Annotated in this window: 20 protein-coding genes; 14 read left to right on the top strand and 6 right to left on the bottom strand. The window is 64.1% G+C overall.

Features of this window, described 5'->3' with window-relative positions; translation table 11 throughout:
• Positions 1–108: 108 nt before the first annotated feature.
• From AB0P23_RS15510 to aroQ, 3 genes are all read right to left on the bottom strand, one after another.
• Positions 109–693, bottom strand: a complete 585-nt coding sequence (locus tag AB0P23_RS15510) for a vitamin K epoxide reductase family protein (protein WP_032365300.1) — start codon at positions 691–693, stop codon at positions 109–111.
• Positions 694–713: 20 nt separating this feature from the next.
• Positions 714–1,484: a thioredoxin domain-containing protein gene (locus AB0P23_RS15515; RefSeq protein WP_032375400.1), complete on the bottom strand. Its 771-nt coding sequence runs from the start codon at positions 1,482–1,484 to the stop codon at positions 714–716.
• 63 nt (positions 1,485–1,547) lie between these two features.
• Complete coding sequence (aroQ, locus tag AB0P23_RS15520) at positions 1,548–1,982, bottom strand: type II 3-dehydroquinate dehydratase (protein WP_032375401.1); 435 nt, start codon at positions 1,980–1,982, stop codon at positions 1,548–1,550.
• A 73-nt stretch (positions 1,983–2,055) separates the two neighbouring features.
• Here aroQ and AB0P23_RS15525 point away from each other — a divergent pair, with 73 nt between their 5' ends.
• From AB0P23_RS15525 to AB0P23_RS15535, 3 genes are all read left to right on the top strand, one after another.
• On the top strand, positions 2,056–3,345 hold the full coding sequence (locus AB0P23_RS15525; protein ID WP_222072591.1) for an MFS transporter: 1,290 nt from the start codon (positions 2,056–2,058) through the stop codon (positions 3,343–3,345).
• A 92-nt stretch (positions 3,346–3,437) separates the two neighbouring features.
• Positions 3,438–5,150: an MDR family MFS transporter gene (locus AB0P23_RS15530; RefSeq protein WP_363798118.1), complete on the top strand. Its 1,713-nt coding sequence runs from the start codon at positions 3,438–3,440 to the stop codon at positions 5,148–5,150.
• A 4-nt stretch (positions 5,151–5,154) separates the two neighbouring features.
• A complete protein-coding gene (locus AB0P23_RS15535; RefSeq protein ID WP_363798121.1) occupies positions 5,155–5,880 on the top strand; it encodes an alpha/beta hydrolase in 726 nt (241 codons plus the stop codon).
• Between the two features lie 116 nt (positions 5,881–5,996).
• Here the strand turns inward: AB0P23_RS15535 and AB0P23_RS15540 are convergent, their stop codons facing one another.
• From AB0P23_RS15540 to AB0P23_RS15550, 3 genes are all read right to left on the bottom strand, one after another.
• Positions 5,997–7,826: a DUF222 domain-containing protein gene (locus AB0P23_RS15540; protein ID WP_363798123.1), complete on the bottom strand. Its 1,830-nt coding sequence runs from the start codon at positions 7,824–7,826 to the stop codon at positions 5,997–5,999.
• A 199-nt stretch (positions 7,827–8,025) separates the two neighbouring features.
• Positions 8,026–8,424, bottom strand: a complete 399-nt coding sequence (locus tag AB0P23_RS15545; protein WP_032386257.1) for an ASCH domain-containing protein — start codon at positions 8,422–8,424, stop codon at positions 8,026–8,028.
• Positions 8,425–8,431: 7 nt separating this feature from the next.
• Complete coding sequence (locus tag AB0P23_RS15550) at positions 8,432–9,505, bottom strand: endonuclease/exonuclease/phosphatase family protein (protein WP_032365305.1); 1,074 nt, start codon at positions 9,503–9,505, stop codon at positions 8,432–8,434.
• A gap of 94 nt (positions 9,506–9,599) precedes the next feature.
• Between AB0P23_RS15550 and AB0P23_RS15555 the strand changes: the two genes are divergently transcribed.
• The 11 genes from AB0P23_RS15555 (at position 9,600) to AB0P23_RS15605 (ending at position 21,977) form a co-directional block, all read left to right on the top strand.
• Positions 9,600–10,412, top strand: coding sequence for a TIGR03084 family metal-binding protein (locus AB0P23_RS15555; RefSeq protein ID WP_363798126.1), 813 nt, complete (start codon positions 9,600–9,602; stop codon positions 10,410–10,412).
• Positions 10,409–12,103, top strand: a complete 1,695-nt coding sequence (locus AB0P23_RS15560) for an acyclic terpene utilization AtuA family protein (RefSeq protein ID WP_363798127.1) — start codon at positions 10,409–10,411, stop codon at positions 12,101–12,103. The genes AB0P23_RS15555 and AB0P23_RS15560 overlap by 4 nt, the downstream gene beginning before the upstream one ends.
• The gene (locus AB0P23_RS15565) at positions 12,100–13,248 is read left to right on the top strand and encodes an acyl-CoA dehydrogenase family protein (protein ID WP_032375408.1); all 1,149 of its coding nucleotides are present in this window, start codon (positions 12,100–12,102) and stop codon (positions 13,246–13,248) included. The genes AB0P23_RS15560 and AB0P23_RS15565 overlap by 4 nt, the downstream gene beginning before the upstream one ends.
• On the top strand, positions 13,245–14,843 hold the full coding sequence (locus tag AB0P23_RS15570; RefSeq protein ID WP_027498168.1) for a carboxyl transferase domain-containing protein: 1,599 nt from the start codon (positions 13,245–13,247) through the stop codon (positions 14,841–14,843). The genes AB0P23_RS15565 and AB0P23_RS15570 overlap by 4 nt, the downstream gene beginning before the upstream one ends.
• A 7-nt stretch (positions 14,844–14,850) precedes the next feature.
• Positions 14,851–16,827, top strand: a complete 1,977-nt coding sequence (locus AB0P23_RS15575; protein WP_363798131.1) for a biotin carboxylase N-terminal domain-containing protein — start codon at positions 14,851–14,853, stop codon at positions 16,825–16,827.
• Complete coding sequence (locus tag AB0P23_RS15580) at positions 16,824–17,984, top strand: acyl-CoA dehydrogenase family protein (RefSeq protein WP_032365310.1); 1,161 nt, start codon at positions 16,824–16,826, stop codon at positions 17,982–17,984. The genes AB0P23_RS15575 and AB0P23_RS15580 overlap by 4 nt, the downstream gene beginning before the upstream one ends.
• Positions 17,984–18,736, top strand: coding sequence for an enoyl-CoA hydratase family protein (locus AB0P23_RS15585; protein WP_032375412.1), 753 nt, complete (start codon positions 17,984–17,986; stop codon positions 18,734–18,736). Before AB0P23_RS15580 ends, AB0P23_RS15585 begins: the two co-directional genes overlap by 1 nt.
• A gap of 25 nt (positions 18,737–18,761) precedes the next feature.
• Positions 18,762–19,385, top strand: a complete 624-nt coding sequence (locus tag AB0P23_RS15590) for a TetR/AcrR family transcriptional regulator (RefSeq protein WP_032390459.1) — start codon at positions 18,762–18,764, stop codon at positions 19,383–19,385.
• Between the two features lie 46 nt (positions 19,386–19,431).
• Positions 19,432–20,847, top strand: coding sequence for a guanine deaminase (locus tag AB0P23_RS15595; RefSeq protein WP_206498013.1), 1,416 nt, complete (start codon positions 19,432–19,434; stop codon positions 20,845–20,847).
• A gap of 72 nt (positions 20,848–20,919) precedes the next feature.
• Complete coding sequence (locus AB0P23_RS15600) at positions 20,920–21,438, top strand: DUF3558 domain-containing protein (RefSeq protein WP_027498162.1); 519 nt, start codon at positions 20,920–20,922, stop codon at positions 21,436–21,438.
• Entirely contained in the window at positions 21,435–21,977 is a 543-nt protein-coding gene (locus tag AB0P23_RS15605; protein WP_032375414.1) for a DUF3558 domain-containing protein, read from the top strand. The genes AB0P23_RS15600 and AB0P23_RS15605 overlap by 4 nt, the downstream gene beginning before the upstream one ends.
• The last annotated feature ends 27 nt before the right edge of the window (positions 21,978–22,004 follow it).

Genomic DNA, 22,004 nt, shown 5'->3' on the forward strand with positions numbered 1-22,004 from the left:
TGTTACTCGATCGTTCTTCCCCGAGCCAGGAGCTGTGATCAGACTCACCCGGGTGCTGCAACCATCATGCACGGTGCAGCCGATCGACTCATGAGTTTTGCGAAACTGTCAGAGCAACGAGGCCCAGTAGTCCGAGAACCGGATTCCGATGAGCGCGACGACGATTGCGTACCACACGGCGAGCAGCGTCCACCGCCATTCGAGGAAAAGACGGCCGACCGTGCCCGGGCGTTCGTCCGGATTACTGGAGCCGGTACTGATCAGCCGGCTCAGCGCCAGTACGAACAGTGGCATCGTCACCGCCCACACCACCATGCAGTACGGGCACAGGGCACCGATCTCGTAGAGACTCTCGAAGATCAGCCAGTGCACGAACACTTCGCCGAGCAGCAGACCGGCACTGAGTCCGAGCCAGAACCAGTGTGGGAGTTCGACGCGGCCGAGCCACAGGATACCGGCGACGAGAGCGACGGAGAACGCCACGATTCCGAGGATCGGATTGGGGAATCCGAACAGCGCAGCTTGCTTCGTGACCATCACCGACCCGCACGAGAGCACCGGATTCAGGCTGCACGACGGAACGTAGGACGCGTCTTCGAGGAGCTTGAATCGTTCGATCGTCAGGGTCAGTGCGGCGAGGAGCCCCAGTGCGCTGAAGAGTGTGAAGACTGCAGCGCCGGCGCGAGTTCTCATGGTCGGTTACCGGTTGCTGCTCAGTTTCCGGCTGCCGCGGCGGCAGCGAGGATGTTCTCGGGTGTCGGGGTGGCGACGTCGGTGCCGTTGACACGGACGCTCGGCGTTCCGTTGACGCCCTCGCCGATGACGGTCTGCGTCTGGGTGGTGACCCAGTCCGTGTAACTGCCGTCGGTGATGCACGACGCGGTGGCGGGGGAGTCGGCACCGGCTGCGGCGGCGATCTCGACGAGCTTGTCGTCGGGCAGACCGTTGCCGTTCTCGGCGGGCTGCTCGGCGAACATCGAGTTGTGCCAGTTCATCCAACTGTCCCGATCGTTCTCGGCGACGCAGATCGACGCGCTCGCAGCACGAGTGGAATACATCGTGCCGTTCGAGAAGCGATCGAGAATGGAGATGGGACGGTAATCGACGGCGACGTTGCCTGCGTCGGCCAGCTGCTGCAGAGTCGATCCGCTGACCGACTCGAATGCCTTGCAGGCTGGGCACTGGAAGTCCTCGACGACGCTGACGACAGTGGTGGCATCGGGGTTGCCGAAACGAATGGCACCGTTCGCGGTGAGTGACGTGGGAGTCAGCTGCGGGCCCGATGTGGAACTCGCGTCGGGAGATGCCTCACCCGACGTCGAATCCTTGTTGACGATGAACAGAGCAATGGCTGCAACGAGTGCGATGAGAACGACCGCGACGACGATCTGGATCAGCGTTCGACGATTCTTGTCGCCGTTCTGCATTGCCCGGATGTCCTTGGACGCTCTGCCGTCTCTCGATGCCTTGTTGCTGGTGTTCACGGCGACCAGTTTATGCAGGACAACCTGAGTGTCAGATGAGAGCTGTGTCGAACAAGTGCAGTATCAGACAAGTACTGCGAGTCTTTCGATTGCGAATCGGTATCCATCGATGCCGAGTCCGGCGATGACTCCGCTGGCGATCGGAGAGACGTAGGAGTGGTGCCGGAACTCCTCGCGGGCGTGCACGTTGGAGATGTGCACCTCGATGATCGGGACCTCGGGGATGACGAGTGCGTCACGCAGCGCCACCGACGTGTGGGTCAGTCCGCCGGGGTTGATGACGATGCCCGACGCCACCCCGCGTGCCTCGTGGATCCAGTCGATCAACTGTCCCTCGTGGTTGGACTGCTCTGCTTTCACGTCGAGTCCGTGTGTGGCGGCGGTCTTCTCGCACAGGGCGACGACGTCGGCGAGGGTGGCGCGGCCGTACACCTCGGGCTGGCGGGTGCCGAGCATGTTCAGGTTCGGACCGTTGAGCACCAGCACTTGCTTGGCCATGACGTCACTCGCTTTCCTGCTCTACGAACTACCGGGTCCGATCATTCCACAGCGTGGTTGACACAATCGTCCGGTGAGTACTGGCAAGACAGTCTGGGTGGTGTGGGGCATCGGCGTCTTCGCGTATGTCATCGGGGTGCTGCATCGGACGGCCTTCGGGGTCGCCGGGCTGAGCGCTGCGGACCGGTTCTCGATTTCCCCGTCTCTGTTGTCCTCGTTCGTGGTGCTGCAGGTGGTCGTGTACGCGGCGATGCAGATTCCGGCCGGAGTGCTGCTGGATCGGATCGGTTCGCGCAAGATGATCGCTGCCGGTGCGCTGATCATGGCGTCGGCGCAGATCACGTTGGCGCTCACCGAATCGCTGCCGGTCGCGGTGGCGGCACGTGCATTCGTGGGCATCGGCGACGCGCTGACGTTCATCTCGGTCCTGCGTCTGGTGCCGCGTTGGTTCTCGCCGCGGCGGGTGCCGATCGTGTCCCAGTTGACCGGGCTGCTGGGTCAGCTCGGGCAGGTGCTCTCGGCCGTGCCGTTTCTGATTCTGTTGAACGGGCCGGGGTGGACGTTCGCTTTCGGTAGCGCGGCGGCACTGGGTTTGCTCGCACTCGTCCTCTCACTCGCTCTGATTCGAGATCGTCCCGACGACAGCACTGTTCCGGAACCGGAGCCGACGTCGTTGCGGCAGACGCTGGACTCCATCGGCGAGGTGTGGCGACGACCGGGAACCCGGCTCGGATTCTTCTCGCACATGGGGACCCAGTTCTCGATCACCACGTTCGCCTTGTTGTGGGGTGTGCCGTACATGACCACCGCTCAGGGATTGTCGGCGTCCACGGCCGGAGCGCTGCTGACGTTGTCGGTGCTGTCGGCGGTGGCGTCGGGCATCGTGCTCGGTTTGCTCACCGGGCGCTACCCGATGCGTCGGTCCTGGCTGGTGCTGGCGATCATGGTCAGCAACGCCACGATGTGGGCCATCGTGCTGTCGCTGCCCGGACCTGCGCCGCTGTGGCTGCTCGTTCTTCTCGTCGTGGTGATTTCCGTGGGTGGGCCCGGGTCGGTGATCGGATTCGACCTCGCCCGCACGTTCAATCCGAGTGCCAATCTGGGGACGGCTCAGGGGATGGTCAACATCGGCGGCTTCCTGGCATCGCTGTTGGTCATCGCGGCGATCGGGTGGATTCTCGACGCGATGGGTGGTTACGACTTCGACAGTTTCCGGGTCGCGATGCTGGTGCAGTTTCCCGTGTGGATCATCGCGATCATCGGGGTGCTGGCGACGCGGCGCAAGACGCGCAAGGTGCTTGCGGCCGACGGCATCCACCCGCACACGATGCGCGAGGTCCGAGACCGGATGCGCCGCAAATAAACCTTTGCTTAGTCGGCTTTCTACGAGCATGCTGGTGGTCCGAATATCGTTGTAGGACACAAGCAAACGTTACGTAAAGGTGAAACAAAGAGATGGTAAGCGAGCCTGAAGCGACCGCCGAGCGTGAAGCGAGTGCGGTGAGTGGCGAGTACTCGCACCGCGAGATCATGACGATTCTGTCGGGTCTGATGATGGGTATGTTCCTGGCGGCTCTCGACCAGACGATCGTGTCCACGTCGGTACGTACCATCGCCGACGACCTGAACGGGTTCTCCGTTCTCGCCTGGGTGACAACGGCATATCTGATCACGTCCACTGTCTCGACTCCGTTGTACGGCAAACTCTCCGATCTCTACGGGCGCAAGCCGTTCTTCATGACGGCCATCTCGATCTTCGTCGTCGGGTCCATGCTGTGCGGCATCGCGACATCGATGTACGAGCTTGCAGCTTTCCGGGCCGTCCAGGGGTTGGGTGCAGGTGGCTTGATGTCGATGGCGTTGGCGATCATCGGCGACATCGTGCCCCCGCGTGAGCGCGCCAAGTATCAGGGTTACTTCCTGGCGGTGTTCGGTACGTCCAGTGTGCTCGGGCCGGTCATCGGCGGTCTGCTGGCCGGACAGTCGTCCATTCTCGGCATCACCGGCTGGCGCTGGGTCTTCTACATCAACGTTCCGCTGGGCATCATCGCGCTCGTCGTCGTCTGGCGGGTGCTGAACCTGCCGGTCTACCGCCGCGAGGCCCGCGTCGACTGGTGGGGCGCAGTGCTTCTCAGCGTCGGGCTCGTGCCGCTGCTGATCATCGCCGAGCAGGGCCGCGTCTGGGGATGGAGTTCGCCGCGGGCACTGCTGTGCTTCGGGATCGGCATCGTGGGCGTCATCGCATTCGTTCTCGCCGAGATCAAGATGGGCGACGACGCCTTGATCCCCATGCGGTTCTTCCGAAACCCGTTGTTCTCGTTGTGTATTGCCGTCAGTGTCATCGCAGGCGCAGCCATGTTCGGCGGCATCTCGTTGCTGCCGCAGTACCTGCAGGTGGTCAAGGGTTCGTCGCCGACTCTCGCCGGTTATCAGACCTTGCCGCTCGTCGGCGCTTTGATGATCGCGTCCATCGTGTCGGGTTCGATCATCTCGAAGACGGGGCGGTACAAGATCTTTCCGATCGTCGGCACTGCGCTGATGGCGATCGCCATGTTCACGTTCCACTACGTGCACGCCGACACTCCGTTGTGGCAGACCATGGTCGTGATGGGTGTGTTCGGTCTCGGTCTCGGTTCGATGATGCAGCCGCTCACGTTGGCCATCCAGAATGCGATGCCGCCCAAGGACATGGGCGTCTCCACCTCGGCGGCAACGTTCTTCCGTCAAATCGGTGCAACGGTCGGCGTGGCGGTGTTCCTGTCGATGCTGTTCACGCAGCTGACGCCCAAGACCGGCGATGCGTTGGTCGCCGCCGGTTCGACGCCCGCGTTCCAGCAGGCCGTGCAGAGCGCGGCCACCAGTGCCGATCCGTTGGAGTCCGGGTTCGCGAAGGCCATCGCCTCGGGTGATGCATCCGTTGCCGGTAGTGCCTTGCAGGACAGTTCGTTCATCCAGAAGCTCGATCCCGCGCTCGCCGAGCCGTTCCGCATCGGCTTCTCCGGCGCGATGGACTACGTGTTCCTGGCCGTGTCGATCCTGATGCTCCTCGGATTCGTCCTGGTGCTCTTCCTCAAGGAGGTGCCGCTGCGCACGATGTCGGGTCTGGCTGCAGCTCAGCAGGAACGCGACGAAGAGCGAGCGAACGACGTGGGCACCGGTCTACATTGATGGCGTGAGTTCGGAGAACTGGGTTCGGCTCGGCTCGGTGGACACCTGGTACGCAGAGGTGGGCGACGGGGAACCGCTGGTCCTTCTCCATCCTGGGGGCGCTGATGCGCGAGCGCTGGATATCACTGTCGCCGGGCTGTCCTCGGCGTTTCGGGTGCTCACCCCCGAACGTCGAGGGCATGGCCGCACCCCGGATGTTTCCGGGCCTGGTCTCTCCTCCGAGTTGACGTTCTCGGACATGGTCGACGACACCATTGCGTTCATCGAGCAGGTCGTCGGGCGACGGACGCGGTTGGCCGGGTGCAGCGACGGCGGTGTCGTAGCGCTACTGGTCGCACTGCTACGCCCGGATCTGGTGGATCGTCTCGCCTGCGTCGCGAGTGTCTTTCATCGCGACGGTTGGGGCGGCGGGCTGTCCGGACTCGGCGACGCCGACCGTAGCGATTTCGTACGCCGGCTCGACGATATGCACAGTGCAGATCCCGCACTGACTGCGAGCGATCTCGCCGCGTTGTCGGTGCGCACTCTGGTGATGATCGGTGACGACGACGAGGTGAGCATCGAGCATGCTGCCGAGTTTTACCGCAGTATGCCGGTCGCCGAGCTGGCAATAGTCCCGGGTACCTCGCATGGCGTGTTGGTCGAGAAGCCCGCGTTGACCAATGCGATATTGCTGGACTTCTTCACCCGGGATGCAGTGCAGACGTTCGCGCCCATTCGCCGAGCCTGATGAGGGTGGCCAATTCGATTAGGACGTCGCGCGTTACGAGGACAACATCGTCGTCTACGCGGATCGGGTCTGACCTCTACTTTTCGAGCCCGGCCGCAGCGCCATCGACTGCGCATTCAGAACGGCGGCACGTCGTTCTCGGGTGCGGATGCAGGAGTGAACAGACGTACCGAAGTCGGCGTAGGCCGATGACTCGGTGCGCTCGAGTTCGAGGTCGAGGTCGATAAATCTGGCTGCCGTTCCGCGCCTTTGGGTCTGCGGTAGACGGTCGGAAGGTGCCCGTGATTTGCGAGCTGTGTAGTTGCAGGCACGGTGACGGCAGTGGTGCCGGCATTGGAGACCCAGAACTCCACGCCGTTGGCAAGCATGACCGGAGTCCACAGGCCCATGGTCTTCAGGCTGTGGTGATAGCGGCACAGGCAGTGCAGGTTGGTGTCGATCGTCCAGCCGCCGGTCATTGGATCGCGGTGGAGATACGGGACTATATGGTCGATCTCGCACTGCTGCGCGGGGACATCACATCCGGGATGCTTGCAGGTTCGGTCGCGGAACCGAATACTGTCGGCGAGTGCGTTGGACGGCCGATAGACGAGTGCGCCGGGTGGCGGGACCGTAAGGCCGCCATGCCCATCCGGGTGAAGCGCCACCCCGAGCGTGGGGTCGCATGCGATCGCCGCCTCGAACTCGGCCACCAGAGTGAACGCACCGCGATACGGCGTGGCAATGCAACTGCTCCGCGATGGAGTTCCGTCTGCGGCCGGTGTTTTGGAAGCCGGCGATCGGAGTGGACGAGGAACTGCGCTGTTTCGACGACGCCCACGACCCAGCGGATGAAACACCACATGAGGGGTACGTGTCGGCCGAAGCGGTTCGGCATCTACTGCATCGTCCCCGTCTATGACATCCACGGCGACGTTTTCAGTGTCGGTGTTCGTGCCTTCTGCCGAGTCCAGGTCGATCATCGATTCGAGGTCGTCACCGTGTCCGAGTTTGTCGGCGAGGTTGCGTGCCTCGGTCAGCAGAAGCTGCCACTGTGAGTTCTCGGCGAGCTCGCGGGCGTACTCGGCGTCGATGGTTCCGTGTCCGGCCAGGTGTGCGGGATTGGACAGCAAGCCGGCGAGGGTGGCGAGGTCGACGGTGATGATGGTCAGCGGTGCACGTCGATCAGGCCGCGATGCGTCGGCCGTGCAGGGATGGTCGTCGTTCGCGTCGCACAAGCATGCCATCGACGATTCCTGGTGCAGCAGGGCAACATACGCGGCCGCTCGTTTCTGTCCTTTGTTGCGCGGATCGCGTCGGCACACGGTGGCGGCCATCTCGTTGATCAGCTGCCAGGCTGCGGCAGCGTCGGCAGCGGTGAGATCGGCTTTGAGCGTCGACAGCACGTCCTTGTCGGTGTAGGTGACGTTGGTGTGTCGTTCCAGGTCCTTACGGAGAGCGGCGGCCTCCTCGGGCGCGATGCGGTACATGATCGACCAGATCTCGGTCGCGAGCGGGCCGGGGGAGAGGCGTCTGGCAGCGTGGAGAACCTCGATCTGGACAGCCGTTGCTGCGTCCTGCGTCAAATTGTGAGTGCAGCGGTAGATCGCACGCACCCGAGGTAGGTCGATCTCGCCGGCCCCGAACGCAGCTGCAATGGCGGGTAGCCGAAGCCGTAGGTCCATACCGATCTCGGCGTACGAGTTTGCGACCGTCTTCGAGCAACCCAGCACGTGCGCAATCTCGGACGCTGCGTAGTTGCCCGCATCCTGAACGACATCGCCGACCAGAACGTTCTGATGAATACACGAGTCCCAGATGGCGGCGGCCAGAGCGACCTTGCGGGCGCACGCCTGATTCTCCAGAATCGCGACATCCCGAATCTCGGCCAACGAAGCAACCTCGATGTACGGCTTCGATTGCGGCCCGAGATAGGCCGCGAAACGGCTACGCGTCGATGTGCCCATTGTGTCTTCGCCCCCCGGCTGATGTTCCAACAATATGTAGAACGTGTGTTCGATAGTACCGAGACGTGAACCAATCGTCAACCCCAATTATGTTGCAATGAAGAAGGATTGGAGTCGGGTGCCTATACACCCACCCACCGACAAGCTGTGAGTCCACGGCTCGAGCCTCGAACATCGCCGTAAAGCTGTCGGGCAACCTTCATGCCAGCTCGAATCGCTCCAGCACCACCTGAGTGTCGTCGTTGACCGTGAAATTCGGATTGCCCAGCTCCTCGCGGACTTCGACGGACTGCCAGAATCGTTCGTGGCCGGCACGCCACTGCGCCACATCGGTGTAACCCTCACCCTCGTCGAGCGCATGCTGCAGCGGAACATCGCTCAGCGCAACGACATCGACGGCCGTGGTCTCGATGACCCCGACCACGGCACCCGTCGAATTCACCACCGCACCGCGTTCGCCGACCCTCGGCAGCTCCTCGTCGGTGTACTGAGCCAACAGGCTTGCCGTGCTGGTCTTCGCTCCGGACAGCACGGCCGCAACCAGCGTGTCCCGCAGTGGGCCCGGGTAGGCGAACTCGACAATCGGCAGATCGGTCACTCACGCATCATATTTCGAGGTCTACCCACACCAGTCTGTGGTCCGACGGGTGCTCGGCCTGATCGGGCCAATACACCTGCGAGTCGCGCACGGTGAGATCGTCCGAGGGCAGTACGTAGTCCACGCGCAGGTCACCCGGCGTCGGATCAGCGAAATCAGCTGTGTCCGTTCCATGTCCATCGGACGTGGGTGCCGGATCTCGAACCCGCGGAAGATCCAGAACCTGTGCGATGGCACCGGCCACGGAGTCGCCGTCGACCGGATCGCTGTTCTGGTCGCCCATCATCACGAACGACGCTCCCTCGTCGAGTCCGCCTCGCACGCCGTTGTCGTCGTAGAGATAGTCGGCACCGGAAATGTAATCGGCGCTCAACCGGATCTCGTCGTGATTGCGCTTACCGTTACGGTCCTCGGGTCCGTCGAAGGATGGGGGAGTGGGATGCGAAGCCAACACGTGCAGCGTCTTCCCGTTCACGTCGACGGGCACGTCCCAATGCGACTTGCTGGACAGTCGAAGCGCGTCTGCGTTCTCTCCGTAATAGTCGTGCGGTAACAGCGAGTTCGGCATGTCCTTCCACAGAAAGTTCTGGAACGTGCGTACCGAACCGGTGTCGATCGGGAACTTCGAGTACACCACCATGCCGTACTGACCGGGAAACTGTCCGAATCCCCAGGCGTCGCCGGGGCCACCGAGTGCGCCGTCCCCGTCCAGGTCGAGTCCCGAGTCGACGCCGGTGTTCACCGGAGCAGTGAAGAAGAACGGGTACTGCCCGTCGAGGTAGTTCTCGTTGAAGAGGGTGGGGCCATCGGACCCCGAATAGTCGAACTCGTTGACCAGCAGAACATCCGGTGAGTTCGCGGAGATCACGTCGGCTACTGCGCGAGCCTGGGCGTTCTCCGCGCTCAGGTCGGTGACCAACTGTCCGGCCGCGGACCGATTGAGACTGGCGTTGAACGTCGCCACCCGGATGCTTGACGGTTCGTCGGGGGTCGGGTCTGCAGCAGACGGGTCCGTGGTGGAGCAGCCGGCAGCCATGAAGGCGAGGGTAACGGCGACGGCCACAAGTCTCGACGTTTTCACGTTTCCGACCGTAGAGACGGCAAGCGAACGTAAGGTTACGAATTAACAAGCAAGCGTGCTTGCTTTTTTCTCGTGCCTTTGTGAAGCTGGTCCCATGGCAGACCTCGACTCACTCGTCGGCGATCTCCGTGCCGAGGGTGACGACCTCGACGCGCTGGTGGCCGAGCTGGTACCCGAACGCTGGGCGGCACCTACTCCGGCGGCGGGCTGGACGATCGCACATCAGATCGCGCACCTGTCGTGGACGGATCACGTCGCGGAGCGAACCACATCCGCAGCGTCCGGTGATACCGCGGCCGAGGAGGAGTTCGCCCGCACGCTGAAAAAGGCCTGGGAGAACCCCACTGGATTCGTCGACGACGCCGCCGAGGAGGAAGCGGGCAATCCGGAACTGTTGAGCGCCTGGCGAACCCGCCGCCACGCCATGACGGACGCGCTGAAGCAGGTCCCGTCGGGCGTCAAGATCCAGTGGTTCGGGCCGCCCATGAGTGCCGCGTCCATGGCCACCGCCCGTCTCATGGAGACGTGGGCCCACGGACAGGATGTCGCCGATGCGCTGGGCGTGACCCGCGTGCCGACCGACCGAATCCGCGGAGTCGCACACATCGGCGTGCGGACACGGGATTTCGCTTACGCCGTCAACGAGCAGACTCCGCCGGCGGAACCGTTCGGAATCGAGCTCACCGCACCCTCGGGCGAAGTGTGGACGTGGGGTCCCGACGACGCAGAACAGCGTGTCACCGGATCTGCACTCGACTTCTGCCTTCTCGTCACTCAGCGCGCACACCGCGACGATCTGGACGTTCGAGCCGACGGGGCCGACGCCGCACACTGGCTCACCATCGCCCAAGCCTTCGCAGGCCCTCCCGGACAGGGACGAGACAAGGCAGGACGCGAGAAAGCATGACCGTACGTATAGGCAACTGCTCCGGTTTCTACGGAGATCGACTGTCCGCGATGCGGGAGATGCTCGAGGGAGGAGACCTCGATTACCTCACCGGTGACTACCTCGCCGAGCTGACCATGCTCATTCTCGGACGCGACCGAATGAAGGACGCGACCCGTGGCTACGCCAAAACCTTTCTGCGGCAGGCCGAGGACTGCCTCGGACTGGCACTCGACAAGGGCGTGAAGATCGTGGCCAATGCCGGCGGACTCAATCCGCGCGGACTGGTCGAGGCGTTGGAGAAGCTCGATTCCGGCGCGAAGATCGCCTACGTGGACGGCGACGACCTCCTCGGCAGGGCAGGCGAACTCGGCCTCGGCAGCCCGCTGACGGCAAACGCCTACCTCGGTGCGTGGGGAATCGTGGAATGCCTGAACTCCGGTGCCGACGTCGTGGTGACCGGTCGCGTCACCGACGCCAGTGTCATCGTCGGCCCCGCCGCCGCTCACTTCGGTTGGTCGACAACCGATTACGATGCATTGGCCGGCGCAGTCATCGCGGGCCACGTCATCGAGTGCGGTACTCAAGCGACCGGCGGCAACTACTCGTTCTTCACCGAGATCGCCGACATGTCCCGTCCCGGGTTCCCGATCGCCGAGATCGAAGCCGACGGATCCTCCGTCATCACCAAGCACGAGGGCACCGGCGGTGCCGTCAGCGTCGGTACCGTCACCGCGCAACTGCTGTACGAGATCACCGGTGGCCGATACGCGAACCCCGACGTCACCGCGCGCATCGACACGGCGGTCCTGGCGCAGGAGTCCAGCAACCGAGTATCGATCAGCGGGGTCACCGGAGAAGCGCCGCCGCCCACCTACAAGGTCTCGCTCAACGCGCTCGGCGGCTTCCGCAACGAATTCACGATGGTGTTGACCGGCCTGGACATCGAGGCCAAAGCCGAACTGGCGCAACGGCAGTTCGAGTCGTGGTTGCCCGCCCGGCCGACCGAGTTGGACTGGACTCTGGTGCGTACCGACAAGCCCGACGCCGAGACCGAGGAAACCGCAAGCGCGTTGCTGCGCTGCGTCGCCCGCGACAGTAACCCCGACGCGGTGGGACGCCAGTTCTCGGCTGTGGCGGTCGAACTCGCACTTGCCAGCTACCCGGGCTTCTCGGTCACCGCACCGCCCGGAAACGGAGCCCCGTACGGGGTGTTCACCGCAGGTTTCGTCGACGCACACGACGTACCGCATACGGCCCACCTGGCCGACGGCACCGAACGCAGCATTGCACCCTCGGCGCAGACGCGAGTCCTGGAATCGCTGGTCGAACCGAAGCTGCCGGCACCGCGAGCCGCCGAGGACACCATCCGACTACCACTCGGCACCATCGCCGCCGCCCGTAGCGGAGACAAAGGTGGGAGCGCCAACGTCGGAGTGTGGGTGCGCACCGACGACGAATTCGCCTGGTTGGCGCACGCATTGACCGTCGACACCCTGAAAACGATGCTGCCCGAGGCCGAGCACCTCACGGTCACGCGCCACGTGTTGCCCAATCTGCGGGCCGTCAACTTCGTCATCGACGGCATCCTCGGCCAAGGCGTGGCTTCGCAGGCCAGATTCGATCCACAGGCCAAGGGACTCGGTGAATGGCTGCGGTCGCGGCACATCGACATCCCCGAAACACTCGCTTACAAGGGAGCACTCGTATGAGCATCTGGACTACCCCGGAGCGTCAGCAGCTTCGCAAGACCGTTCGCAGTTTCGTCGAACAGGATATTGCGCCGCACATGAATCAGTGGGAGACCGAGGGTGAGATCCCGCGCGAGCTGCACAAGAAAGCGGCGGCTCTCGGTTTGCTCGGCGCAGGGTTTCCCGAGGACGTCGGCGGCGACGGCGGTGATCTCGCGGACGCGGTGCTGATCTGCGAGGAGATGCACCAGGCCGGCGCGTCGGGCGGACTGTTCGCTTCTCTGTTCACCTGTGGAATTGCGTTGCCGCACTTGGTTGCCGCGAGAGATCCTGAGCAGATCGACAAGTGGGTGCGGCCGACGCTCGCGGGGGAGAAGATCGGCTCGCTCGCGATCACCGAGCCGGGTGGCGGCTCCGACGTGGGTCATCTGCGGACCAAGGCGGTCAGAGACGGCGACCATTACGTCGTCAACGGGTCGAAGACCTACATCACCTCGGGGTGCCGTGCGGACTTCGTCGTCACCGCGGTCCGGACGGGAGGCGAGGGGGCAGCCGGAGTGTCGCTCCTCGTCGTCGAGAGGGGCACACCGGGCTTCGAGGTCACCAGCAAGCTCGACAAGATGGGGTGGCGCGCCTCCGATACCGCCGAACTCTCCTTCGTCGACGCACGGGTTCCGGTGGCCAACCTGGTCGGTGCCGAGAACAGTGGCTTCGTCCAGATCGCGCAGGCATTTCTCACCGAGCGTATCGCTCTCGCCGCTCAGGCCTACGCCAGCGCGCAGCGGTGCCTCGATCTGACGCTGCAGTGGGTTCGAGACCGGGAGACCTTCGGAAAGCCGCTCATCGCACGGCAATCCGTACAGAACACCGTCACCGAGATGGCGCGCAAGATCGACATCGCTCGCGTGTACACCCGCTCCCTCGTCGAGCGGTCCTTGCAGGAGGACGGTGACTTCATTGCCGAGGTCTGCTTCGCCAAGAACACCGCCGTCGAATCCGGGGAGTGGGTGGCCAATCAAGCCGTCCAGCTCTTCGGCGGTCTCGGGTACATGCGCGAGAGCGAGGTCGAACGGCAATACCGCGACATGCGCATCCTCGGTATCGGCGGCGGAACCACCGAAATTCTCACCGGCCTTGCCGCAAAACGATTGGGGTACCAGGCATGAGCGTGCTGAAGTCCACTCTCGACACCGCATCGGAGCAGTACACCGGTGCCACCGAGGCCATGCACACCAAACTGGCCGAGATCGACGCCGAACACGACAAGGCGCTGCTCGGTGGCGGTCAGAAGTACGTCGATCGCCACAAGAAGCGTGGCAAGCTGCTCGCCCGTGAGCGCATCGAGTTGTTGATCGACGAGGATTCCGCGTTTCTCGAACTGTGCCCACTTGCGGCGTGGGGCAGCGACTTTCCCGTCGGTGCCAGCACCGTCATGGGTATCGGTGTCGTGTGCGGGGTCGAATGTCTCATCGTGGCCAACGATCCCACGGTCCGCGGCGGGTCCAGCAACCCGTGGACCCTGAAGAAGGGGTTCCGCGGCAACGACATCGCCACCCAGAACCGACTGCCGGTGATCTCTCTCGTCGAGTCGGGCGGTGCCGACCTGCCCACGCAGAAAGAGGTGTTCATCCCCGGCGGGCGCATGTTCCGTGATCTGACGCAGCTCTCGGCGGCCGGTATTCCGACCATCGCCCTGGTGTTCGGCAACTCGACTGCGGGCGGTGCCTACGTTCCCGGCATGTCCGATCACGTCGTCATGATCAAGGAACGTTCCAAGGTGTTCTTGGCCGGGCCGCCCCTGGTGAAGATGGCCACCGGTGAGGATTCGGACGACGAGTCGCTCGGTGGAGCCGAGATGCACGCCCGGAAGTCCGGTCTCGCAGACTACTTCGCCGTCGACGAGCAGGACGCCATCCGCATCGGACGCAGCATCGTCTCTCGGTTGAACTGGAAGAAGAAGGGGCCCGAGCCACGCACCGAGGTCATCGAGCCACTCGCCGATCCCGAGGATTTGCTCGGCATCGTCCCCACCGACCTGAAGATCCCGTTCGATCCCCGTGAGGTCATCGCCCGCATCGTCGACGGTTCCGACTTCGACGAGTTCAAGCCGATGTACGGCGGCTCGCTCGTCACCGGTTGGGCAGAGTTGCACGGCTACCCGATCGGCATTCTGGCCAACGCACGCGGCGTGCTGTTCAGCGAGGAATCGCAGAAGGCGACGCAGTTCATCCAGCTCGCCAACCGGTCGAACACGCCACTGTTGTTCCTGCACAACACCACCGGCTACATGGTGGGCAAGGAGTACGAGGAAGGCGGCATGATCAAGCACGGATCGATGATGATCAACGCGGTCTCCAACTCGAAGGTGCCGCACATCTCGATCCTGCTCGGGGCGTCCTACGGAGCCGGCCATTACGGCATGTGCGGCCGTGCTTTCGATCCTCGCTTCCTCTTCGCCTGGCCGTCCAGCAAATCCGCCGTCATGGGTGGCGCACAGCTGGCCGGCGTCATCTCCATCGTCGGACGCGCCGCCGCAGAAGCTCGCGGTCAAGCGTTCGACGCGGAGGCCGATGCCGGACTGCGCGCGATGATCGAGAATCAGATCGAAGCCGAATCGTTGCCGATGTTCCTGTCCGGACGCCTCTACGACGACGGCGTCATCGATCCCCGTGACACCCGCACGGTAGTGGGAATGTGCCTGTCGGCCATCGCCTCTGCCCCGATCGAAGGCACCGCGAACTTCGGTGTCTTCCGGATGTGATGCCCGCATGCTGAACAAAGTCCTCGTGGCCAATCGCGGCGAAATCGCCCGACGCGTCTTCACCACCTGCCGCGCGGAGGGCATCGATACCGTCGCGGTCTTCTCCGACGCCGACGCGGCATCTCCCCATGTGCGTGAGGCGGACTCCGCTGTGCGCCTGCCTGGGCAGAGCCCGTCCGAGACCTACTTGCGCGGAGAATTGATCATCGCCGCCGCGTTGCAGGCCGGTGCCGACGCGGTCCATCCGGGATACGGATTCCTCTCCGAGAACGCCGAATTCGCCCGGCAGGTACTCGACGCCGGGTTGACCTGGATCGGACCGCCCGTCAAGGCTATCGAATCGATGGGCTCGAAGGTCGAGTCCAAGAAGATGATGGCCGACGCCGGAGTGCCGGTGTTGACTCGGCTCGATCCCGAGTCGGTCACCGAGAACGAGCTACCGGTACTGATCAAGGCCTCCGCGGGCGGCGGCGGTAGGGGGATGCGCATCGTCCGTAGTCTCGACGCACTGCAGTCGGAGCTCGAGGCAGCCGGACGAGAAGCCCTCTCGGCCTTCGGCGATGGAACGGTGTTCATCGAGCGGTACATCGAAACCGGGCGGCACATCGAAGTTCAGGTCATGGCCGATCGATTCGGCACGGTGTGGACGGTGGGCGAGCGTGAATGCTCGATCCAACGCAGGCACCAAAAGGTCGTCGAGGAAGCTCCGTCGCCGCTCGTCGAACGCATCGACGACATGCGCGAGAAGCTGTTCGAGGCAGCCACACTGGCAACCGAGGCCATCGGCTACGAGGGTGCAGGCACCGTCGAATTCCTCGCCGACGAGAAGGGAAACTTCTTCTTCCTCGAGATGAACACCCGCTTGCAGGTGGAGCATCCGGTCACCGAATGCACGACGGGTCTGGATCTCGTTGCGCTGCAGATCCAGGTTGCGGCGGGGGAGCGGCTACCGGCCGAACAGCCCACGGCACGGGGACACTCGATCGAGGTTCGGCTGTACGCCGAGGATCCGGCTCAGGACTGGCAGCCGCAGAGCGGTGCAGTGCACCGATTCGAGATCCCCGGTGCGCAGTTCGAGGTGTCGGACAAAGCTGGATACATCAGAGTCGATTCCGGCGTCGAGACGGGCAGCGTGGTGGGAACGCAGTACGACCCCATGCTCGCCAAGGTGATCTCCTTCGCCCCGACGCGGGACCGAGCGGCGACTCTGGTGGCGAAAGCACTGCAGAACGCCACCATTCACGGTCTGAAGACCAATCGGGATCTGCTGGTCAACATTCTGCGCCATCCGGCGTTCCTGGCGGGCGACACCGATACAGCCTTCTTCGACACGCACGGCCTCGATGTCCTGGCTCAGCCGATCGCGCAGGGCCGGGCCGAGGAACTGTCGGCGCTCGCGGCTGCCTTGGCCGACGCGGCGAGCAACGTCTCGCGAACTCGGGTGAACCGGGGTCTACCCGGCGGCTGGCGCAATCTCCGGTCGCAACCGCAGCGCAAGACGTACAACGACATCACCGTCGAATACTCGATCGGACGCAGCGGACTCACCTCCTCGGTGGAGGGTGTCGAACTGGTGGGGCACACACCGACCTCGGTGACGTTGGACGACAACGGTATTCGTCGTATCTTCGCAGTGAGCACCTACGGGTCCGACGTGTTCGTGGATTCTTCCCTGGGCCCCGTCCGATTGGTTCGAGCACCGAGGTTCACCGACCCCACCGACGAGGTGGCGGCCGGATCACTGCTTGCGCCGATGCCGGGCAGCGTCATCAGAATTGCTGCTGCGCAGGGAGATACCGTCACCGCAGGCCAGCCCATTCTGTGGCTGGAGGCGATGAAGATGGAGCACACCGTGACTGCACCCGCCGATGGTGTGCTCACCGAACTGAACGTGCAGCAGGGTCAGCAAGTCGAGGTAGGACAGGTCTTGGCAGTAGTCACCGACACGCCAGTAGTCACCGAGCAGGGAGTGGAGCAAGCATGAGTTTCATCGAAACCGAAGAGCAGAAGGGTCTGCGCAACGCAGTCTCGTCACTGGGCAAGCGCTACAACTACATCGACTACGTGCTGCCCAAGGCGCGCAAAGGTGAGCCACTGACCGAACTGTGGAACGAGGCGGGCAAGCTCGGCTTCCTCGGGGTCAATCTGCCCGAGGAATACGGCGGCGGCGGCGCAGGCATCTACGAACTCGCGCTCGTACAGGAGGAGTTGGCTGCGCACGGTGCCGGTCTACTGCTCGTCGTCGTCAGCCCGGCCATCTGCGGCACCATCATCGGCAAGTACGGCACGCCGGATCAGAAGCAGGAGTGGCTCACCGCCCTCGCCGACGGTTCCAAGATCATGGTCTTCGGCATCACCGAACCCGACGCCGGATCCAACTCGCACCAGATCACCACCACGGCGCGTCGCGACGGTGACGAATGGATCTTGAAGGGCAACAAGATCTATATCTCGGGCGTGGATCAGGCCGACGCCGTGTTGATCGTTGCGCGGACCGAGGATTCCAAGACCGGCAAGCTCAAGCCGGCGCTGTTCATCGTGCCCACCGACGCTCCGGGACTGCAGAAGACGCAGATGGAGATGGACATCGTCGAGCCCGATCACCAGTTCGTGCTGTTCCTCGACGACGTCCGGTTGCCCGCCGAGGCACTCGTCGGTGAGGCCGACGCTGCCCTGATGCAGTTGTTCGCCGGACTGAACCCCGAGCGCATTCTCGGTGCTGCGATGGCTGTCGGTATGGGTCGCTACGCTCTGGACGCGGCGGTCAAATACGCCAACGAGCGGACGGTCTGGAAGACGCCGATCGGCGCTCACCAGGGCTTGGCGCACCCGTTGGCGCAGTGCAAGATCGAGCTGGAGTTGGCGAAATTGATGATGCAGAAGGCCGCGGTGCTCTACGACTCCGGCGACGATTTCGGAGCGGCAGAAGCCGCGAACATGGCCAAATATGCTGCGGCCGAGGCCAGTATCAAGGCACTCGATCAGGCGATCCAAACCCACGGCGGTGCCGGGTTGAGCAGTGAATACGGATTGGCTGCGATGCTCGGAGCCGCCCGCATCGCCCGCGTTGCTCCCGTGAGCCGGGAGATGATCCTGAACTTCGTGAGCCAGCACTCGCTCGGCCTGCCGAGAAGCTACTGATGGCCGTTCTCGTCGAGTCGGGCAAGGACACAGCGTATTTGACGTTGGATTCGCCGCAGAACCGAAACGCGCTGTCGTCGGTGTTGGTCGAGGAGCTGACAGCGGGCCTCATCGCTGCGGCGCACGACGACGACATCAGAACGATCGTGCTCGGTCACACCGGTACGACGTTCTGCGCCGGTGCCGACCTCAGAGAGGCCGGGGCGTCGCCGGAGCTTCGGACTCGGCAGATGCTGGATCTGATGCGGCTGATCATCGACACCCCGAAACCCGTCGTCGTACAGATCGATGGTCATGTGCGGGCAGGCGGTATGGGGCTCGTGGCGGCGTGCGACGTCGCCATTGCCGGACCGGAAAGCTCGTTCGCGCTGACCGAGGTTCGCCTCGGACTGGCGGCGTCGGTCATCTCCGTCGCCGTGTTGCCGCGACTGTCGTCCCGGGCGGCGAGTCGATATTTCCTCACCGGCGAGACGTTCGACGGTGCCACCGCCCAGGAGATCGGTCTGGTCACCGTGGCCGACGCCGTTCCCGCGGCCGCGGTGGCCGACTACATGATCATGTTCAGGAAGTGCTCGCCGCAGGGCTTGGCCGAGTCCAAACAGCTCACCACCGCCGCGATCCGACGCGAGATCGACGAGCGCGGAACGGCCGTCGCCGAGCAATCGGCCAGGTTGTTTGCATCGGAGGAGGCCCGAGAGGGGATGATGTCCTTTCTGGAGAAGAGGCCGCCGTCCTGGGCTGCCGAAAAGTAGGTCGAGAAGGAGCAGGGAGATGGTGATGGCGCGCGAACCCAAGCAGGATCGCAGCAGGGTGACGCGTCAGCGACTGCTCGAGGCGACGATCGACTCGCTCGCCGAGCAGGGCTGGAGCGCAACGACGGTCGGGGTCGTCGCCGAGCGCGCCGGCGTCTCTCGCGGTGCCACCCAACACCATTTCCCGACGCGTGAGGACCTCATCACCGGGGCACTCGAGTACATGTTCGACACTCGGATGGACCATGCTCGCCGCGAGGCACAGGAGATTCCGCCCGGCCCCGGCCGAACGAAACTGGTGGTGGAACGGCTCGTCGAGTACTACACGGGTCCGATGTTCAAAGCGGCACTGCAGGTCTGGACGGCGGCGTCGGCCGATCCGGAACTGCGTGATCGGATCGTGCCACTCGAAGAGCGATTCGGTCGTCGAGCACACACAATGGCTGTCGAGAACCTCGGAGTCGACGACAACGATCCCGTCACCCACCGTCTGGTTCAGGCGACGCTCGACCTGGCGCGTGGGCTCGGTCTTGCGGACGTCCTGACCGACGACGCGCGTCGCCGCGTCGAAATCGTGCGAGCCTGGGCCGATGTGCTCGACGCCTCGCTGAACGCACGGCTGTCCGCCGCAGGAGCGGTAGCGCACTAGACGCGCACGATCTGCAGTTCCGATCCACCTGTGCTTGAGTCTGCTCGTGACTTCCGATTCCGCACGCGTCCACCGTGGCCACATCTTTCACATCGCGGGCTCGCCCACAGTGCTGGACGCCGCCGCGTCGTTGGTCTCGATTCCCGACGGTGCCCTCGTGGTCTCAGGCGAGGGCAGGATCGAGTTCTGCGGCGAGTTCGATTCTCTGCCAACGCACTACGCCCATTCGGATGTGTCGGATCACCGGCCCGGCTTTCTGCTGCCGGGATTCGTCGACACGCACATTCATTTCCCACAGACCTACGCCGGTGACTCCTACGGCGGCGGGCAATTGCTCGAATGGCTGAACACGTGCATCTTTCCGTCCGAAGCACGATTCGCCGATCCGGAATTCGCGGCGGCGGCCGCGCGCGACTTCTGCGCAGCACGCATTCGCGCCGGGACGACGCAGGCCATGGTGTTCGGGTCGGCCTTCCCCCATGCCCAGGACGCATTGTTCTCGGAGACCTCGAGACGTGGATTACGCATCGTCAGTGGTCGCGGGATCCAGACCACCGGCCCCGCGTCGGCGCACGCACTGATCACCGGCGAGGACGAGGCCATCAGGCTGGTGTCGGAAGAAATCGAGAAATGGCACGCCGCCGACACCGGCGACGTCGACACCGCCATGCTGCACGTCGCCGTCGTGCCGCGGTTCTCGCTGTCGGTGACCACGGACACGCTGAGGAACCTCGGCGAGCTCTACGACTCGGTGCGGGCACGTGGCGTCTACTTCCACACACACCTCAACGAGAACAACCGACCGGGCACGGGCGAGATCGACGCCACCAAGGGTGCGTACCAGGTCGAGAGTTACCTGGACACCTACGACGGCAAGTTCCTGCCGGGCTCGCAAGTAGGTGGCAAGAGCCTGCTGGGTCGACGGTCGATTCTGGCGCACGCGGTGCACTGCGACGACGCGGAACTGACGAGGTTGGCAGAGACGGGTACGTCCATCGCGCACTGCCCCACGTCGCAGCAGTTCCTGGGCTCGGGCACGATGCCGTGGAAGAGAACCGTCGCCGCCGGGGTCACCATCGCCATCGGGTCCGATTTCGGCGGCGGTGACGAGTGGCTACTACCGCAGGTGCTCGCCGACGCGTTCAAGGTGCACATCTCCGAACCGGGAGACGCAGGCCTGTCGCTGCATCCGGCCGAACTGTTGTTCACCGGAACGCTCGCCGGGGCACGTGCACTCGACATGGAGGAGCGCATCGGCAACTTCGACGTGGGGAAAGAGGCGGACTTCGTCGTCGTCGATCCCGACGCGTGGCCGCAGCTGGCCGCGGCCGTCGACCACGGCGTGCGGGCCGAGGACCCCGAGCTGGCCCGCGACCAGACCCTGTTCGCCCTGCTGATGGCCATGCGAGAGCCGGCCATCGTGGGTGTGTACGTCCAAGGACGCGCTGTGCACGGCACATGACCGCTGCCCTGTTCGGTTGGTAGGTTCGGTGCGACGCGAACTGCAGCATCGGACCAGCACGCGAAGGACGGCATGAAGCGAGTGACACTGGTGATCACCGCGGTCGCCGCGTTGATCGCAGGTTGCGGTGGCTCGGATACCGACGCCGCCGATACCGCGCCCGAGCCGTCGACGAGCAAGGCCGCGTACGAGCCCGGCCCGTTCTTCGGCGAATGCGGATCGATCAGCGACGCCGAGGTGCAGGCCGCGTTCGGTGCCGGACCGTTTGCCCAAGTCACCCGCAACTCCGTCGGTTGCCAGTGGGAAACCGTGGCCATCAGCGGACCGAGCGTCAGCTTCTCCTGGTACCGCGGCAGTCCGATCGGCCGCGAACGCGCCGGTTCCGAACTGATCGGCCGTCCGGCCAAGGACATCGCCATCGACGGCAACCCCGGATTCGAAGCCGAGCAGGGCCCGTTGTGCGAGATCGGTGTGCAATTCGGCGACGACTTCTTCCATTGGTCGGTCACCTACTCCGAACAGATCCCGGCGCGCCCGCCGTGCGACGTCGGCAACGAGCTGGCGAAGCTGACCGTGGAGCGCAAACAATGAAGACTCGAGCAAGTACGACGAGACGGGTTTTCGCCGCCGCCGCGACCCTGCTGCTCGCGGCCGGTTGCTCTCAGTCGGTCGAGGGCACGGCGCGGCCGGCGAGCTTCGCCGGATCGGGCAACCAAGAATTCACCAAGTTGTTGACCGAGTGCGATGCCGTCTCCGACGACCAGATCGCCGATGCCACCGGAGCCGACGACATCGCTCGCGGCTTCTTCGGAGCGATCTGCCGATGGGATCTGATCGGTTCCGCGGGCATCGTGAAGGTGACGTTCAACTGGTTCGAGTCCGGCACCCTGGCCGCCGAGCGGGCGGCCGACGAGAAGATGACGTACACCGTCAGCGACACAACAGTGCAGGGCCGCAAGGCAATACAGGCTCAACGCCCGAACGACCCGGACTCGTGCGGAGTGTCGGCCGGAGCGGACCAGGCGGGCATCTTCGGGTGGTGGGTGCAGTACCGTCCGGGCGTCGCACACCCCGATCCCTGCCAGGCGGCAGCGAAGCTGGCAGACCTCACACTCAACCTGAGCAGATAGGTTGCGTATCAGAGCGAAGGGTGTTTT

Origin of the sequence: Rhodococcus sp. NPDC077669, assembly GCF_040686915.1 — a bacterium.
GTDB lineage: Bacteria > Actinomycetota > Actinomycetes > Mycobacteriales > Mycobacteriaceae > Rhodococcoides > Rhodococcoides fascians.